Raw genomic sequence first — 16,354 nt, 5'->3', positions numbered from 1 at the left:
ACTGATAGACAACACCTTAACTATAACGCAATTAAAAATGGAAAATTTTAAAGCAATTTCTTTTCCCGATATTTCAAATGCTACTTTACCAATGGCTTACCCTTCTGGGCAAAATAAATTACCCGAGTCTGGGATGGTTTTGGCTGCAGATGTAGGTGGAACAAAAACGGAACTTGCTCTTTTCCAAATCGAAAAAGGAAAATTGATTTCCATTAAAGATCAACGCTACCCCACTACAGATCACGATTCTTTTGTAAAAGCGATTCGAAATTTTCACGGAGATGAATTGTCAACAATTAATTGCGCTTGTTTAGGTGTGGCCGGAACTGTAGATGGCGATAAAGTTCGGGGCGTCAACTTTGCCTGGGAAATCGACACCAAAAAGTTGGAAAAAGATTTGAATATTAAAAGCATAAATCTTATTAATGACCTAGAAGCCAATGCTTACGGACTTTCAACTCTTAAAGATGCAGACTTTGAAATTCTGACTGATGGCCAGAAAGCAGAAGGCAATGCAGCAATTATTTCGCCGGGAACAGGTCTTGGCGAGGCCGTATTATATTGGGATGGTTCGCATTACCACCCTTATGCTACTGAAGGTGGTCATTGTAATTTTAGTCCAAACACTACACTTGATATGGAATTTTGGAAATATTTAAAAACGAAATTCGACCATGTTAGTTGGGAAAGAGTTGTTTCAGGACAGGGAATTCACAATATCTATCAATTTTTACGAAACTACAGAAGTGAAAAAGAACCCGATTGGCTCACGGAAAAATTTAAAAATGAAGATCTCGCCAAAGTAATATCTACTGCTGCACTAGAAAATAAAGATTCGACATGTGTTGAAACCCTTCAACTTTTTGTGAGATATCTTAGTGTAGAAGCTGCGCAGCTTGCCTTAAAAACGAAAGCAACTGGTGGAATTTATATCGGTGGAGGGATTGCTCCAAAAATCTTAAATCTGATTGATAAAAAAGAATTTTACAAGAACTTTATCAACGTAGGGCGTATGGAACATTTGCTGAAAAATATCCCGGTGAAAATAGTTCTCAATGATAAAACAGCTTTGATTGGTGCAGCATATTATGCGGCGATGGCTATTGTGGAAACCGTTCAGAAATAGTAATACATTCTAAAGTAAGTAATTCAGCACGTGTATCATAAATATCATTAACCAATTTGGTGTTATTCCACTATTTAATTAAAGATCTGATGAAAAAACTAACTTTTTTAATACTACTCTCGGTCTTGTTAAGTTGCAATAAAGACAAACAAAAAGCGGGAAAACCTGGATCACCTGGTGGTCCACCTCCAATAGCCTCTTACAAAGTGGCACCTGTTTATTATGGAGATGCTGTTATCACTTATAATTTTCCTGCAACCATACAGGGAGAGCAAGATGTTGTTATCATTCCAAAGGTGGATGGATTTATCGAAAAAATGTATGTGGATGAAGGTGCCATTGTTAAAAAAGGGCAGCTTCTTTTTCATTTAAGAAATCCACAATATGAGGAAGCTGTTAGAAGTGCCAATGCGCAAGTGAAAATAGCAGCTGCCAATGTAAAATCTGCTCAAATGCAGGTGAATCAAGTAAAACCTTTGGTTGATAAAAACATTGTGAGCAATTACGCTTTGGAAGCGAATCAATACGCTTTGGAATCCAGTCAGGCTGCACTCGCTTCGGCAAAAGCAAATCTTACTAATGCCCAAGTAAATCTCAGCTATCTTACCATTCGAAGTCCCTCCAATGGGACGGTGGGCGCAATACCTTATAAAACAGGAAGTCTGGTCAGCAGTACTTCAGGAAATGCGTTGACTACCGTTTATAATACCGCAAATGTGTACGCCTATTTTTCAATTAATGAAAAACAACTTCTTGAATTCACGCGCTATTTTAAAGGAACTACACAAAAAAACAAAATTAACAGTTTAGAAGAAGTCTCCTTACAATTGGCAGACGGAACGATATATCCTATGAAAGGAAAAGTAACGACGTCTTCTGGAGTGGTGAGTACCGAAACGGGATCGGCAAATTTCAGAGCTACCTTTCCCAACCCAAATGGTCTGATACAAAGTGGAAGTAGTGCCAATATTCTAATTCCAATCGGTGTGGATTCAACAACCTTAGTCCCACAGGAAGCAACCTTTGACCTACAAGGAAAAAAATTCGTTTATCAGGTTGTAAAAAAAGACAGTTTATTGAGCACGAGTATCGAAGTTAGTGAAAATACCATCGGTAATCTATTTATCGTAACTAAAGGATTAGACAAAACCGCAACCATCGTTCTGGAAGGCGTTGGTGGCTTAAAACCAGGCACGCGTATAAAACCGATTCCTGTAAAAAAAGACAGTGTTTATGAAGCGGTTGAAAAAGCAGTAAGTACTAACGCAATCAAATAAAAATCAAATGTTTAAGATATTTATTGAAAGACCATTATTATCTACCGTCATTTCGGTAATGATTGTGATTTTGGGAGTTTTGGCTTACCTCTCATTGCCTGTTACCCAATATCCACAAATTGCACCGCCCACCGTAAATGTTACGGCTACCTATCCTGGCGCCAATGCAGAAGTGGTTCTAAACAATGTCGTTATTCCGTTAGAAGAAGCTATTAATGGTGTTGAAGGAATGTCTTATATGACCTCAACTGCCACCAATGATGGAACAGCATCGATTACTATTTATTTTGATTTGGGCAGCGATCCAGACATTAATGCAGTGAATGTTCAGAACAGTGTTCAAAGTGCAACCAAACTTTTACCCGCTCAAGTAATTCAAACCGGAGTTACCGTAAGTAAAAAACAAAGTAGTAACCTTTTATTTTTCGCTTTAAAAAGTGACAATCCAGATTATGATTTGAAGTTTTTGAGTAATTATGCGACCATTAATATTGTTCCAACCATTCAACGAATCAATGGCGTTGGTGGCGTAAATGTTTTCGGATCACAGGATTACGCAATGCGTATCTGGCTAAAACCTGATGTTATGGCTGTTTATGGACTAGTACCTGATGATGTGGTGAATGCACTGGCCGAACAGAATATAGATGCTGCCCCAGGGAAATTTGGAGAGAACAGCAATCAGGTATTTCAATACAATATTCAATTTACAGGAAGACTTCAATCGGCTGATCAATTTGAAAATATTATTTTACGTGCCTCTAGTGATGGTTCGATATTAAGGTTAAAAGACATCGCACGCGTTGAACTTGGGACTTTAACTTATGCCTCAACACAAAGCACAGATGGAAAACCTGCAACCGTAATTGCAGTTAGCCAAACAGCGGGATCTAATGCACAAAACATTATAAAACAAACAATTGCAACACTCGATACCGCTTCAGCATCTTTCCCTAAAGGAATTCATTATATTTCACTTTTTAACGTTAATGATTTTTTAGATGCTTCTATCAGCAAAGTGATCGAAACTTTGCTAATCGCTTATTTCCTGGTTTTTTTGGTTGTTCTATTATTTTTACAAGATCTTAGATCGACTCTTATCCCGGCAGTTTCCATCATCGTTTCCATAGTTGGAACGTTTGCCTGCCTTACCCTTTTTGGCTTTACCATTAATCTGCTTACGCTTTTTGCATTGGTATTGGCAATTGGTATTGTGGTAGATGATCCTATCGTGGTGGTTGAAGCCGTACACGCCAAACTAGACGAAGGTTATACTTCTTCAAAACAAGCGGCTATTGATACCATGTCAAATTTGAGCAGCGTTATTATCGCAATTACTTTGGTTATGGCTTCCGTATTTATACCAGTTTCTTTTATCAGTGGTTCTTCTGGAGTGTTTTTTAATCAATTTGGACTGACCTTGGCATCGGCTATTGTTATTTCAGCAATCTCTTCTTTAACTTTAAGTCCTGCCTTATGTGCCTTATTTCTTAAACCTCATCACGAAAATCCAGATCAAAAAAAGACTTTCCTTCAAAAATTTAAAACAGGTTTTAATACAGGTTTTGATGCTATAAAAGGTAAATATCAAGGATCTATTTTGTTTTTATCCCGCAAAAGCTGGATGGTACCGGTGGCGATATTAGTCGCTATTGCACTGTTGGTTTATTTTATGAAAACAACGCCGTCTGGATTTGTACCCGATGAAGATCAAGGGGTGGTATTTGCAGACATTGCGCTTTCACCAGGGATTTCTTTGGAAAAAACAACCCAGATTGCTAATCAAGTTAATGAAATTGCATCTGGAATACCAGACATACAAAATACTGCAGAAGTAACAGGTACAAGTATTATTAATGGAAGTGGAAGTAATTATGCTTTAATGATCATGAGGTTAAAACCTTGGGGCGAAAGAAAAGGAGTTGGCATCAATGATATTGTTGGGCAATTGTTTCAAAAAACGGCAGGAATCAAAGACGCTAAAATTCTATTTTTTGCACCACCAACCGTTACCGGATTTAGTGTTTCGGGAGGATTCTCATTGCAATTGCAAGACAAAACTGGAGGTAGTCTGGAGAGTTTCAACAACGTTTCAGGGAAATTTCTGGACGCACTGAATAAACGTCCAGAAATTCAATATGCCGCAACCGGCTTTGCACTTAATTATCCGAAGTATTTAATGGACATTAATGTTGCGAAGGCAAAACAGGCGGGCTTCAGCATGAATTCAATTATTTCGGCAATGCAGGGATATTATGGAGGTGACTATGCGTCTAATTTCTACGAATTCGGAAAACAATACCGGGTAATTGTTCAAGCAGATGCACCTTACAGAAGCAATCTTCAAGGATTAAATAAAATATATGTCAAAAATTCCTCTGGCACAATGGCTCCTATCAATGAATTTATCACAATGACTAAAACATTTGGTCCACAGAGTATTTCGCGTTTTAATTTATACACAAGTATCGCAGTTACCGGACAACCTAATTCCGGTTATACCAGCGGAGACGCACTAATTGCCATAAATGAAGTTGCTGCGAAGTCTCTTCCACAAGGTTATGGTTTTGAATATTCCGGGATCTCACGGGAGGAAAGTAAAAGCGGTGGTCAGACCTTGTATATTTATGTTCTGTGTATTGTGTTTGTGTATTTCCTTTTGGTGGCATTGTATGAAAGCCTTCTTATTCCATTTTCAATTTTATTTACGCTACCCGTCGGTTTAATGGGCACCTATTTTTTTGCCCATTTATTTAAAATTGATAATAATATCTATATGCAGTTGGCAGTAATTATGTTGATAGGACTGCTCTCCAAGAATGCAATTTTGGTGGTGGAATATGCTTTGGAAAGACGCAAATCTGGAATGACAATTATTGATGCTGCTGTTGCCGGAGCAACCGCGAGATTACGTCCGATTTTAATGACCTCACTTGCTTTTATTGTTGGGCTTTTACCATTGGTTTTTGCGTCTGGAGTTGGTGCCGCAGGTAATCAATCGATTGGAGTTGGTGCAGTTGGTGGAATGCTCGTAGGAACTTTATTTGGAGTTTTTGTGATACCTGGCCTTTTTATTCTTTTTCAATCTTTGGAGGAATTCATCAAAGGAAATAAAGACGATCAAGATCTACCAAATCCTGATCTGAAATAGTTTAAAATCAAGTACTTTAAAAATGAAAAATAATATATTTAAAATAGTTGGTATCATCTTAACAACAGCACTGTGCATTACTAATTGTGGTATTTCTAAAACATACCAAGCTCCAACTATGGAAATGAGCGAACTCTATCGAGATGCTGAAACTACGGATACTACGACCATCGCCAATCTTCCTTACACTACTTTATTTAAAGATCAGAAGTTACAGAAATTGATTGCGGAAGGCATTGCAAACAGTTATGATTTAAAAGTAGCCGTAGCTCGTATTAAGCAGGCAGAAGCGAACTTTGACCAAAGCAAACTCCAGTTTCTGCCAAATGTGAGTGCATTAGCTCAAGTTACACAACAAGGTTTGTCAGCAACTCAAAGTCGTGGATTTACCGCTAACAAACAGATTTTTCAATTGGGAGGAAATGCAAGTTGGGAAGCTGATATCTGGGGGAAATTACAAAGTGCAAAAAGAGGAGAATTGGCATTGCTGCTTCAGAGTCAAGCATACCAAAGAACCGTACAATCCCTGTTGATCGCCCATATTGCCAACAATTATTATAATTTACTCGCCATGGACAAAGAGTTGGAAATAACCCTTAAAACAATCAGTTATTTAAAAGAAGATATTTCTACCAATAAATTATTAAAAACAGCCAATAGAATTACCGAGGCGTCGGTGGCGCAAAGTGAAGCCAACCTTTATGCTACACAAGTAACCATTCCTGATCTTAAGTACAGCATCCGGCAAACCGAAAATGCATTGAGTATTTTAATCGCCCGATCTCCTGGACCTATAGATAGAGGAACTATTGAGGAACAGGAATTCGACACTGTATTACAAACCGGTATTCCAGCGCAATTATTGGCCAATCGACCAGATGTGCAGCAGGCCGAATATCAATTGCGTTATAATTTTGAACACATCAATAATGCACGAACTTACTTCTATCCATCTCTTACCATTACGGCGCAAGGTGGGTGGCAGAACACGACCCTAAAAACATTGTTTGATCCGGCATCTTTATTTTACAATCTCATCGGTGGATTAGCACAACCTATTTTTAATCAAGGCCTTAACAAACAAATATTAGCAATCGCAAAAGCGCAATATGAAGAAAACACCGCCAACTTCTATTCGACTTTATTAGGAGCGGGGCAAGAAGTTTCCAATGCATTATTTAGTTATCAAATGGCTGAAGAAAAAAAGAACAGCAGAGATGAACAGTTACTTGCTTTAAGCAAAGCAGTAGATTATAACAGGGAATTGCTTAATTACGGTTATGCACAAACTTCCTATCTGGATGTTCTGACTTCACAACAAAGTTATCTTGCGGCTCAACTAAATCAGGTCAGTGACCAATTGCAAAAATTGACCGCAGTTGTTAACCTTTATCAAAGTTTGGGCGGCGGCTGGAAATAAAGTTAAAAATGGATATCAGACTAATATATAATTATTATGAAATTCCAGAATCTTCAAAATAAGTTTTTTATCATTTTAGCTTTTACATTATTAGCTTGCAGTACAACTTTGCCAACGAATAAAAATACTGAAACGGTAAAAATAGCAGCAGCCAAAACTATTGACAAAGCCATTCCATATTATCCTTTGGAAAATGAAAAGGATCTTGATGTTTTATTAAATGCTATTAATGATGCCCGTGTTGTTTTGCTTGGAGAATCTACTCACGGAACCCACGAATATTATAAATGGAGTGAGGAAATTACCAAAAGATTGGTCACAGAAAAAGGCTTCAATCTTGTTTTGGTTGAAGGAGACTGGGCAGATTCTTACAAAGTAAACCAATTTATCAAAGGACCTCTTCAAGATAGTATTGCAGCTGTAAAATTATTAAAGGTTTATGATCGCTGGCCAGAATATATGTGGGGTAATTATGAAATAGCCTCGATGATTTTTTGGCTTAACCAGTTTAATCAAGAAAAAGCTGATGAAAAAAAAGTTGGATTTTATGGGCTCGATCTTTATAGCTTTTGGGATTGGTCTGAACCAAATAATATTGTAAAAGACACAATATTGATTAATGCCGAAAAAAAAGTGCGAAAAACCTTTACCTCTTATAATAACAGCGCACTCACCTATTCCAGAAAGGTCGAAGATCTAAAGGTTAACCATCAAAATCTTACCGAAAATTTATCTAAAATAATCACAGAACGTTATGGCAAAACCGGAGCTACTAAAGAGTCAACTTTTCTGATGCAACAGGAAGCTTTACTTGCTCTGGAAGGAGAACGTTATTTTAGAACAATGGTTACCAATCGTCAAAAATCCTGGAATATCCGCGACACTTACATGGCAGAAACCATTAAAAGAATTTTACTTTTTTACGGAGAAAATGCTAAAGCGGTCATCTGGATACACAACGCACATTCCGGTGATGTCGATTATTCCAACATGAAAGGTGCTTATACCAGTGTAGGCAAAATACTTAAGAATGAATTAGGCAGCAAGCAAGTTTTCACTTCGGCTTTTGGAACCTATGAAGGGTATGTAATGACAGGTTATCCGTGGTATTCGACCATTAAAAAAAATCAACCTTTGTCTAAAGCAAAAAAAGGAAGTTGGGAATATGTGCTTCATGAACTTGGTCCTGAAAACAAAATTCTCATATCAAAAGACTTTGAAAAGAATCATCGTTATAACCAGAGTATTCCGTTTCGGTCGGTAGGCGCTTCATTTTCCGGAACCAATGAAGTTTATGGTACCTCAATTATTCCTAAACGATATGATGCTTTTTTATATATTGATTCCACAACTGCTCTTCATCCTATCACTCGTTAAGAGATAAAAAAGTTTATTCTGTAAACAGCAAAAGTGGCAAAAGACAAATAAAGAAAAGATTTATAAAAGAATACAAAATAGTACAACCTTTATTTTATTGCTTTTGCAAACTTTTGGTTGGCTTACATTTAAATAATACTTTACATATTTTGCGGTTGAAAAGAAATTGAGACATACTCTCTCTTATCTACATTTAAATATCTAGTCTTAAGATTTAAAAAAATCTCCCAATAGAAATTATTGAGAGATTAAAAAATTACGATTTATTTATCGAATATTATCTGAGATCACTTTTCCAGTGGTATCCATTTTCACAATATGACTTCTCGCGCGTCTCACTTCAACTTTAAAGCGATATACAGGAGTTGCTACACTGGGAACTATTATTTTTTCCATATCTAATCCAAACCTAATGGTCTGTCCTTTAAATTTACCCATAGCAGCAGAAGTAACACTGCTCGGTAAATTGTGAACCCTACCTTTAGCGATGATGAATGTTCCGTCGGGTTTAAATAGAGAAGTCATTTTGATATTATCCATCGTAAAATAAATTTGATAATAGGTTGGTGAAACTTCGGTTCGAACTACATAATCAACCGGTACTTCATATTCTCTGTTCAATCCATAATAAGGACTCGCATAACCGTAGCCATAGCCATTCCCGTAACCATAGCCGAAGCCATATGGAGAAAAATAGCCATCAAATCCCGCATCCATAAAACCATCAAAATCATAGTCACCAAAGTAAACATCATCTCCCCAATCATCTTCGTAATTGTAATAACCATTGTCATTCCAGGAAGTAATTACCTGATTGGGAAACTGTTTGTTAAAAGATTTCGAAACCGCACTTGGTAAATTTTGTGCTGACACTAATATTGCAAATAGCAATACTAATACAAATAAGAACTTTTTCATAATACATCGTTTTTTAATTATTAATACTATATGAAATCATTTTGAATACTCCAACATATATTTAAAAACCATCAAGGCATTGGCATCTGTTTCTCCGTTCCACCAACTTTATATTTTTTAATTAAAAATACAATTGGGATGCAGGCGATAAAAAAAACACCAAGCATTATGAATGTATCGATATAAGTAACCAGATAAGCCTGTTTCATCAACATCCCTTCAAGCACTCTATAAGCTTGCTGTTTTGCCTCAAAAGCGTTAGTCCCTTTTGCTACAAAACCATTAATTATATTTTGAACGCGCTGCATTACCATAGGATCGTTGCTGTTTAAATGCAGTCCTATTCTTTCTAGGTTAAATTGTTCTCTGTTCGTTAAATAGGTTGCCAATATGGCGATCCCAAATGAGCCACCCAATTGTCGCATCATATTAGTTAGTCCTGCAGATTGTGAAACATCTCTTCCTTTCAGGCCCTGTAATGATAGGATTGTTAACGGTAAAAACAAAAAACCAATTCCCATACCTCTTAACAATAGTGGAATGAAAAAGTTACCTTGATCGGTATTTGGGGTAATGATGCTCGCCATTAAAAAAGTAAAAGTGGCAAAAACTACAAATCCGATAGGGATTAAATATTTGGGCGAAATTCCCTTTTGTACCAGTTTCCCAACGATTGGCATTGAAACACCTCCCAACAATGCACCGGGAATCAGAAGTTCACCAGTTTGGGTAGCAGTGTAACCTAAAATTTGTTGCGTAAAAATCGGATAAATAAACACCGTTCCAAAAAGTCCAAAACCTAAAATGAAAGCCATAAAAGTTCCGATGGAAACATTTCTATGCCGTAAAATTTTTAAATCCACGAGCGGATCTTTATGACGAAGCATTCTTACAATAAATGCGATAATCCCAAAAATAGAAATAGCGGTAAGAATGATGATAAAAGTAGATTGAAACCATTCTTCTTCCTTTCCTTTTTCAAGCATGAGTTGCAAAGAACCTATGCCTATTATCAATAAGAAAATACCTAACCAGTCAATTTTAGCCTTTACCGCTTTAGGGTTATAACCAGCTTGACTTTTTATGAAACTAAATGCCAAAATAGTAGCAATTATTCCGATAGGCAAATTAATAAAAAAGATCCAGTGCCACGAAAGATTGTCAACGATAACGCCACCCAATGTCGGCCCAATTGTCGGCCCAACGATAATGCCCATTCCAAAAAGACCATTAGCAAGTCCCAATTCTTCTTCCGGAAAAGTCTCTACCAAAATGGTTTGGGAAGTAGTAAGTAATGCACCGCCCGCCATTCCTTGAACAAATCGAAAAGCCACCAATTCCCAAATGCTTGTGGACAATCCACAACAAACTGAAGCAATGGTAAAAACAACGACCGAAGTAATAAAATAGTTACGACGCCCAAATCTTTCAGATAAAAAACCAGCCATTGGGATAATGATTACATTGGCAATGGCATAAGCAGCAATCACCCAGCTTACGTCATTAATGGTTGCTCCGAGATTTCCCATCATATCTGTAATGGCGACATTTACAATAGAAATATCCACCAGTTCCAGCATAGAACAAAGTATTACGGTTATCGTAATCATCCATTTTTTGAGGCCTACTTCTGCCATTACTGTTTTGTTGCTATACTTACATTTACACTCATGCCAGCCTCCAAATTATAGTTGGATGGAATACTGCCAATAAATTCAATCTTAACAGGAACTAATTGTACTACTTTTACAAAATTTCCTGTCGCATTATCCGGCGGTAACAATGAAAATGTTGCACCGGTAGCAGGAGAAAGCGAGGTAACTTTCCCTTTAAAATCTTTTTTGGGATAAGCATCTACGGTAATAATGGCCTTATAATCCTTGTGAATTTTCCGAAGTTGGGTTTCCTTAAAATTTGCAATAACCCAAACTGAACTGCCAAGCATGGTCGTTATTGGCTGACCTGCTTGCACAAACTGTCCTTGCTGAATTTTGGTTTCTGAAAGCTGACCATCTGCCGGCGCGATAATCGTGGTGTATGAATAAAGCAATTTGGCATTTGCAAGATCCGCTTGTCGCATTGCCACGACTGCTTCCGCTGCTTTTATCTGGTCATCTGCTGTGCCAATCTGCTTTTGCGAAACGTTATACTGTACCTTGGCAGCTTGATATTGCGCGGCGGCTGCATCGGCTGAAGCTTTTAAGGCATCATAACTGGCTCGGGTTATTACATCATCCTCCACAAGATTTTTTCCTCTTGCCAAATCCTGTTGGGCTTTAATATTGACCGCTTCCACCGCTTTAATATTTGAACTTGGAACGCCCAAACCGGTTCGTAAAGTACTGGGACTCCTTTTGGCAACTTCCAAATTTGCAATCGCGTTTTGAAGACTGGCTTGTGCTGAAGTTACTCGAATAGAATAATCATCAGTATCAATAATGAAAAGCGTATCGCCTTTTTTTACATCTTGAAAATCCTTGACATACGATTTTTTGATCCGTCCTGAAACCTGTGGAATAAGTTGGTAAACATCAGTCTGTAATTGGGCATTGTCTGTGGAGACATGCTTAAGAACGTACATAAGATATTTTATTCCGAAGAAAAGTCCAACGAGAACAATAATCCCAATCAATATAAAACCGATCCTTTTTTTGGATTTTTTAGGAGGATCTACGTTGTTTTCCATTTTCAATAAATTGTTTAATATAAAGAAATGCCCATCGCTTTTTTTAGTTGAAAACTGTTCAGAGTATAAGCGAATATTACATTCAACTGGTTAATTTCTGCTTCGGCTAAAGAGTTTTCAAAATCTAAAAGATCTAAATTCGTCAAGAGTCCATTTTTATATTTTTTTTGTGCAATTTCAGTTGCTCTTCTAGCCTGCTCTACCTGAAGTTGGGAACGCGCAATTTTATCAAAAGAATTTTTCAGATTTTCAAGTGTTTGCGCTATTTCTGCATTAATGTTTACTTCCGTATCTTGGGTTTCAAACCTTGCTGCTTCTTTATTTGCCTTGGCTTCCTGAAGCATATATTTATTTTTAAATCCAGAAAAAATAGGAATGGTCAATTGAGCGACCGCCACATAATTAAGTTTGAGTTCATTGATATTTGGCTGAATAGCATTTTTATAACCTCCCTGAACATTTGCAAAGAGATATGGATTATAATTTTTACGAGCCAATTTTTCTTGCAAAGCTGCAGTTTCCTCTTGCAGTTTTGCCAATTTATATTCCGGGCGATTGTCTATTGAATGTTCTGTGCTTAAAGAATCAGGTTGTTTTACCTCCAGCCAATCATTTACAAATTCTTTATATTTTAAATTTTGTGCTCCCGTTAGTTGTTCCATTTGAATAAATGCGATGTCTAAACTTGTCATCAAATCCGACATCTTATTTTCAGCCGAAGCAATTTTCACTTCTGTGGTAAGCAACTCAAAATTGGTGGCCTCGCCATTGTCTTTTAGTTCTTTTGTTTGTTTTAAAGTTAATTGTAAAGCATCTAATTGTTTTTGTTGTACCAAAATCGCCTGTTGCAAAAAATGAATCTGATAAAAAACCTGAATGGTTTTCAGAGCAAGTTCCTGTTTCTTTAATTGCAATGAAGTCTCTGAAATCTGTTCTCCATTTTCGGCAATTTTCACTCCGGTTGCAGTTCTTCCAAAATCAAATAAATTCATCTGCAACGTAACGTTCGCATTGTAATTATCATTGGGAATAAATGATAAATTCTGAACTCCCTGAGCGGTAGGAAAAGGAACAAAACCAGTTGGATCTATGCGAGTATAATTACCATTAGCGCTTAGCTGTGGATAGTAATTGCTTTTGGACTGTTGAATTCTTGCAGCGGCTGCATTGATCAATGCTTGTCCTTTTTTTAATTTTGGATTGTTTGCAATGGTCAATGAAATCGCATCTGAAAGTGGCAATTGTTCTTGTTGTGCCATTCCGAAAATGCTGGTCAAGAATAAAAAAATACTTGCTGTAGTCCTCATTTATTTTAATTTTATAAAACGGTCAATAAATAATGGTTGATTGTATTTTTCTGGTAAAAAAAAAGGAGTGGTTTTTTACTCCCACCCCTTTTCATAATTACTTCATCTCTACCTTAAAATTATTATTTATAGGGATGCTTTTTAAACATCTAATTTAAATAAGTAAATTCTGGAAAATTCTTTTTAAAGTGATCGTCTGCTTTTTTGTTGAATTGTGAAATTCTTTTTTCCCAAGCTTCATTTTCAGTTTTCAGTTTCTCGCCTTCAATGATTAAAGCTTCATGGTCCTTTTTCGCATCTTCTTTAACGGAACTTTCCGTATTCTTAAGATTAGCAAGAATGATATTAAACTTTTTAAACGTTGTGTTTATTTCTGCCGATTCAGAATCTGCCCAAATAGAAAGATTATCACTACTCAAATAGCTGTGGTTTACAATAATCTCGGCATTGGCGACGAGATTTCTTACTTGACTAATTTCAACGCTATTTTCCTTTTCAAGGTCACTGGCAAGATTATTTAAATGTGAGTTAAGAGAATCAAGCTTTTCTTTCTCCCTACCTTTAATGTTTATTGCTTCTTTATTGATTTCAGCAATTCCTTCTTTAATACTTTTAGAAGCTTCAACTTGTTGCTCATTTGCCATAAACTTTAAACCTTCGGCAAATTTAATATCAGATCCATTAGGCATACTTTGAATGGATTTGTCATTCACTACTTGATCAGCCGTCTTTCCTTTTTTGCAATTCATTAAGCTCACAAAAATCATTGCAATTATAAAACACTTAGCTGTTTTCATTTTTTGTCAGTATTTGGAATGAACTGATTTTACCTCAATATTTTACCAGTAACATCTGTATAAACTCGTTTCTTTTTCCCATCTTTTGTGAGAAGAAATTTATAATGCTCAACGGATTTCCCATTAACATAGCTAATCATATGGAAGGTCTCTTTACCGACCATCCAACCAGGATATGCTGCTGCTATAGAACGGGACACAGCCATAGGCGGAGGAGTATCTTTTAAATTTTCTACAGTACTCATTAATTTACCATTTTCATCCAAATTGGCTACCAATTCCCTATCCTTTGAAGAGATTGTCACCTGATAACTATCAACATCATCAAGATCAACATCATTATCCACATATACATTTCCAGCAACATATTTTACAGGAACTGCATTGTAATTTTTTACAATATAATTTGGAAAATTCGCTTCGATTGATTTAAGTACAACCATTGGAACATCACCTTTTTTTAAGGTAGCGCTGTAAAGAACATCTTGTGCATAGGATTGTAAAAATAATCCCATCATGGCTAAAATTAAAATTGACTTTTTCATTTTTTTTAGAATTTAATTGATTATGATTAATTGATTAAGACTCATTACATCAAAAAAACCGAATGCTAATTTAAGATCACAATATTTAACATTTAAAGAAACTGCAAATTAACAACCACCCTAATGTTTTAAAAATAAGTCGAATAATTTTGGTATTTAAACCAAGAGTTCACAGAAATCGGTTTTTTTTAAAAATCGCAGCTTTTGACCTATCTATAGAATTAAACGTAAGCAAATATAATTACTGAACGTTTTATAAATTCTTAGAATAGCCAGTGGCCTACCATAATTTTACTTTCTTCTTCCTGAATTTTCAGGCGCTCTACTACTTTCAAAAGAACCTGCCGGACTTCTCATTTCTGGCATACGTTCTATATTTTGTCTTTGCATAGATCGATCTACAGGTGGCATTCTCTGTTCTTCCATATGTTGAACTGGAGGCATATTCTCTGCAGGTTGCGATCTCCTAACCTCCATATTTTGATTTTGGGGAACATTCTCGATAGGTTCTGTTTTTCGCACATTCGTATTTTGGCTTTGAGGAACTCTTTGTACGGACTGTGTTTTCCTCACCTGCGAATTTTGATTTTGAGGAACATTTCCTACAGCTGGTGTATTACGCAAATTCCCATTTTGATTTTGGCGGGCATTCTCTACAGATTGTGATCTTAGAACATCCGCATTATTTTGTTGATTTGATCTTTGATTTGAAATAACTCCAGCATCACCTTCATTTCTCATCGGAGTACTGTCACTGTTCATCCTTTTGAAAACGGTGGGTTGCGGATGAACTACTGCAGGACGGTAAATTTGTAAATTGTTACCCTCTCTTTTTGCAGGCATCATTCTATCAGCTGATTGAATGGATACAGGAGAAATCTTACGATTGGTGTATTGTTCAACATTTTTTAATTCTGGCCCTCTTGAATAATATTGATTATGAATAGAAGTTCTATTAAAATTATCGATTGTTTGAATCCTGTTCACAAAGGAATTGTCTCTGTCTCTATCTTCAGCATATCTTGAAACATCTCTGTCGTAAATATGTTCTCTCGGAACGATATTCCAGTAAATCGAATTTGGTCTCCAATTATTATAAGCATAACCTACATTTACACGCGGTCCTAAAGGTGCCCAGGCAAAATAATTATCAACCTGTCCCCAAGTCACCCAGGCTGGCGACCACTCGTAACCAGGAATCCATAACCATCCATATTGAGGATCATAAATCCAACGGCCATAATGGAACGGTGCCCAACCCCAATCGTAATTGGAAGCCCAGGCCCAACCGTCATTCGTATATTCCCAATTTCCATTGGTTAAATAAGGTCGAAAATCACCATCCACATTTGGACTCCAAACATGATCATAGCCCGGATACTCAATCCAATTTCCATAAGGAGAAAGATTATCGTAAAAAGATTGATAAGTGATTGAGGCAGAAATTCGGGATTGTGCAAAAACTTTGGTTATCCCAAAATTCGCGTAAATCGCAATAAATAGTGCGAATATGAAAACATTTTTAAGTAGCTTTTTCAATGTATTCGTACTGGTGTTAGTTGTTTTCATTGTTTTAAATTATTTAAATTTTAACCGCTATTAGAATATGTTCTTCCATAAGCTCTTTTGATTGCAACGGTGCACCAAGTCTATGATTTCAACTTATAGAATTACTTTTTTGAATATATTTTCCATTGAGGTTATAATTGATTTTTACAACTCAAAGATGGATAATTATAGACTAAAATGT

The 16,354-nt window shown here is 36.4% G+C and carries 12 protein-coding genes; 5 read left to right on the top strand and 7 right to left on the bottom strand.

Annotation, left to right across the window (positions count from 1 at the left end):
• The first annotated feature begins 37 nt into the window (after window positions 1-37).
• From glk to Q73A0000_RS16655, 5 genes are all read left to right on the top strand, one after another.
• Window positions 38-1,126 (top strand): glucokinase, encoded by a 1,089-nt coding sequence (gene glk, locus Q73A0000_RS16675; protein ID WP_193812021.1) that lies wholly within the window; start codon window positions 38-40, stop codon window positions 1,124-1,126.
• An 89-nt stretch (window positions 1,127-1,215) separates the two neighbouring features.
• The gene (locus Q73A0000_RS16670) at window positions 1,216-2,403 is read left to right on the top strand and encodes an efflux RND transporter periplasmic adaptor subunit (RefSeq protein WP_193812020.1); all 1,188 of its coding nucleotides are present in this window, start codon (window positions 1,216-1,218) and stop codon (window positions 2,401-2,403) included.
• A gap of 7 nt (window positions 2,404-2,410) precedes the next feature.
• Window positions 2,411-5,554, top strand: a complete 3,144-nt coding sequence (locus tag Q73A0000_RS16665; RefSeq protein ID WP_193812019.1) for an efflux RND transporter permease subunit — start codon at window positions 2,411-2,413, stop codon at window positions 5,552-5,554.
• 22 nt (window positions 5,555-5,576) lie between these two features.
• Complete coding sequence (locus Q73A0000_RS16660; RefSeq protein WP_193812018.1) at window positions 5,577-6,974, top strand: efflux transporter outer membrane subunit; 1,398 nt, start codon at window positions 5,577-5,579, stop codon at window positions 6,972-6,974.
• 36 nt (window positions 6,975-7,010) lie between these two features.
• Window positions 7,011-8,351, top strand: a complete 1,341-nt coding sequence (locus tag Q73A0000_RS16655) for an erythromycin esterase family protein (protein WP_193812017.1) — start codon at window positions 7,011-7,013, stop codon at window positions 8,349-8,351.
• Window positions 8,352-8,618: 267 nt separating this feature from the next.
• Here Q73A0000_RS16655 and Q73A0000_RS16650 read toward each other — a convergent pair whose 3' ends face one another.
• The 7 genes from Q73A0000_RS16650 to Q73A0000_RS16620 form a co-directional block, all read right to left on the bottom strand.
• Entirely contained in the window at window positions 8,619-9,269 is a 651-nt protein-coding gene (locus Q73A0000_RS16650; protein WP_193812016.1) for a hypothetical protein, read from the bottom strand.
• Window positions 9,270-9,340: 71 nt separating this feature from the next.
• Window positions 9,341-10,906: a DHA2 family efflux MFS transporter permease subunit gene (locus Q73A0000_RS16645; protein ID WP_193812015.1), complete on the bottom strand. Its 1,566-nt coding sequence runs from the start codon at window positions 10,904-10,906 to the stop codon at window positions 9,341-9,343.
• Entirely contained in the window at window positions 10,906-11,955 is a 1,050-nt protein-coding gene (locus Q73A0000_RS16640; RefSeq protein ID WP_193812014.1) for an HlyD family secretion protein, read from the bottom strand. The genes Q73A0000_RS16645 and Q73A0000_RS16640 overlap by 1 nt, the downstream gene beginning before the upstream one ends.
• 14 nt (window positions 11,956-11,969) lie before the next feature.
• On the bottom strand, window positions 11,970-13,262 hold the full coding sequence (locus tag Q73A0000_RS16635) for a TolC family protein (RefSeq protein ID WP_193812013.1): 1,293 nt from the start codon (window positions 13,260-13,262) through the stop codon (window positions 11,970-11,972).
• A 149-nt stretch (window positions 13,263-13,411) separates the two neighbouring features.
• Complete coding sequence (locus Q73A0000_RS16630; protein WP_193812012.1) at window positions 13,412-14,059, bottom strand: hypothetical protein; 648 nt, start codon at window positions 14,057-14,059, stop codon at window positions 13,412-13,414.
• Between the two features lie 29 nt (window positions 14,060-14,088).
• Window positions 14,089-14,604: a hypothetical protein gene (locus Q73A0000_RS16625; RefSeq protein ID WP_193812011.1), complete on the bottom strand. Its 516-nt coding sequence runs from the start codon at window positions 14,602-14,604 to the stop codon at window positions 14,089-14,091.
• Window positions 14,605-14,895: 291 nt separating this feature from the next.
• Window positions 14,896-16,173: a DUF6600 domain-containing protein gene (locus Q73A0000_RS16620; protein WP_193812010.1), complete on the bottom strand. Its 1,278-nt coding sequence runs from the start codon at window positions 16,171-16,173 to the stop codon at window positions 14,896-14,898.
• Between the last annotated feature and the right edge of the window lie 181 nt (window positions 16,174-16,354).

The organism is Kaistella flava (ex Peng et al. 2021), from assembly GCF_015191005.1.
GTDB lineage: Bacteria > Bacteroidota > Bacteroidia > Flavobacteriales > Weeksellaceae > Kaistella > Kaistella flava.
The sequence above is the reverse complement of the archived record's forward strand: the minus strand, read 5'-3'. Positions and strand labels throughout refer to the sequence as shown.

What these genes read in the sequence shown, in the direction of transcription:
- glk (WP_193812021.1), top strand. Translation starts at nt 38, where the DNA reads ATGGAAAATTTTAAAGCAATTTCTTTTCCCGATATTTCAAATGCTACT.
- Q73A0000_RS16670 (WP_193812020.1), top strand. Translation starts at nt 1,216, where the DNA reads ATGAAAAAACTAACTTTTTTAATACTACTCTCGGTCTTGTTAAGTTGC.
- Q73A0000_RS16665 (WP_193812019.1), top strand. Translation starts at nt 2,411, where the DNA reads ATGTTTAAGATATTTATTGAAAGACCATTATTATCTACCGTCATTTCG.
- Q73A0000_RS16660 (WP_193812018.1), top strand. Translation starts at nt 5,577, where the DNA reads ATGAAAAATAATATATTTAAAATAGTTGGTATCATCTTAACAACAGCA.
- Q73A0000_RS16655 (WP_193812017.1), top strand. Translation starts at nt 7,011, where the DNA reads ATGAAATTCCAGAATCTTCAAAATAAGTTTTTTATCATTTTAGCTTTT.
- Q73A0000_RS16650 (WP_193812016.1), bottom strand. Translation starts at nt 9,269, where the DNA reads ATGAAAAAGTTCTTATTTGTATTAGTATTGCTATTTGCAATATTAGTG.
- Q73A0000_RS16645 (WP_193812015.1), bottom strand. Translation starts at nt 10,906, where the DNA reads ATGGCAGAAGTAGGCCTCAAAAAATGGATGATTACGATAACCGTAATA.
- Q73A0000_RS16640 (WP_193812014.1), bottom strand. Translation starts at nt 11,955, where the DNA reads ATGGAAAACAACGTAGATCCTCCTAAAAAATCCAAAAAAAGGATCGGT.
- Q73A0000_RS16635 (WP_193812013.1), bottom strand. Translation starts at nt 13,262, where the DNA reads ATGAGGACTACAGCAAGTATTTTTTTATTCTTGACCAGCATTTTCGGA.
- Q73A0000_RS16630 (WP_193812012.1), bottom strand. Translation starts at nt 14,059, where the DNA reads ATGAAAACAGCTAAGTGTTTTATAATTGCAATGATTTTTGTGAGCTTA.
- Q73A0000_RS16625 (WP_193812011.1), bottom strand. Translation starts at nt 14,604, where the DNA reads ATGAAAAAGTCAATTTTAATTTTAGCCATGATGGGATTATTTTTACAA.
- Q73A0000_RS16620 (WP_193812010.1), bottom strand. Translation starts at nt 16,173, where the DNA reads ATGAAAACAACTAACACCAGTACGAATACATTGAAAAAGCTACTTAAA.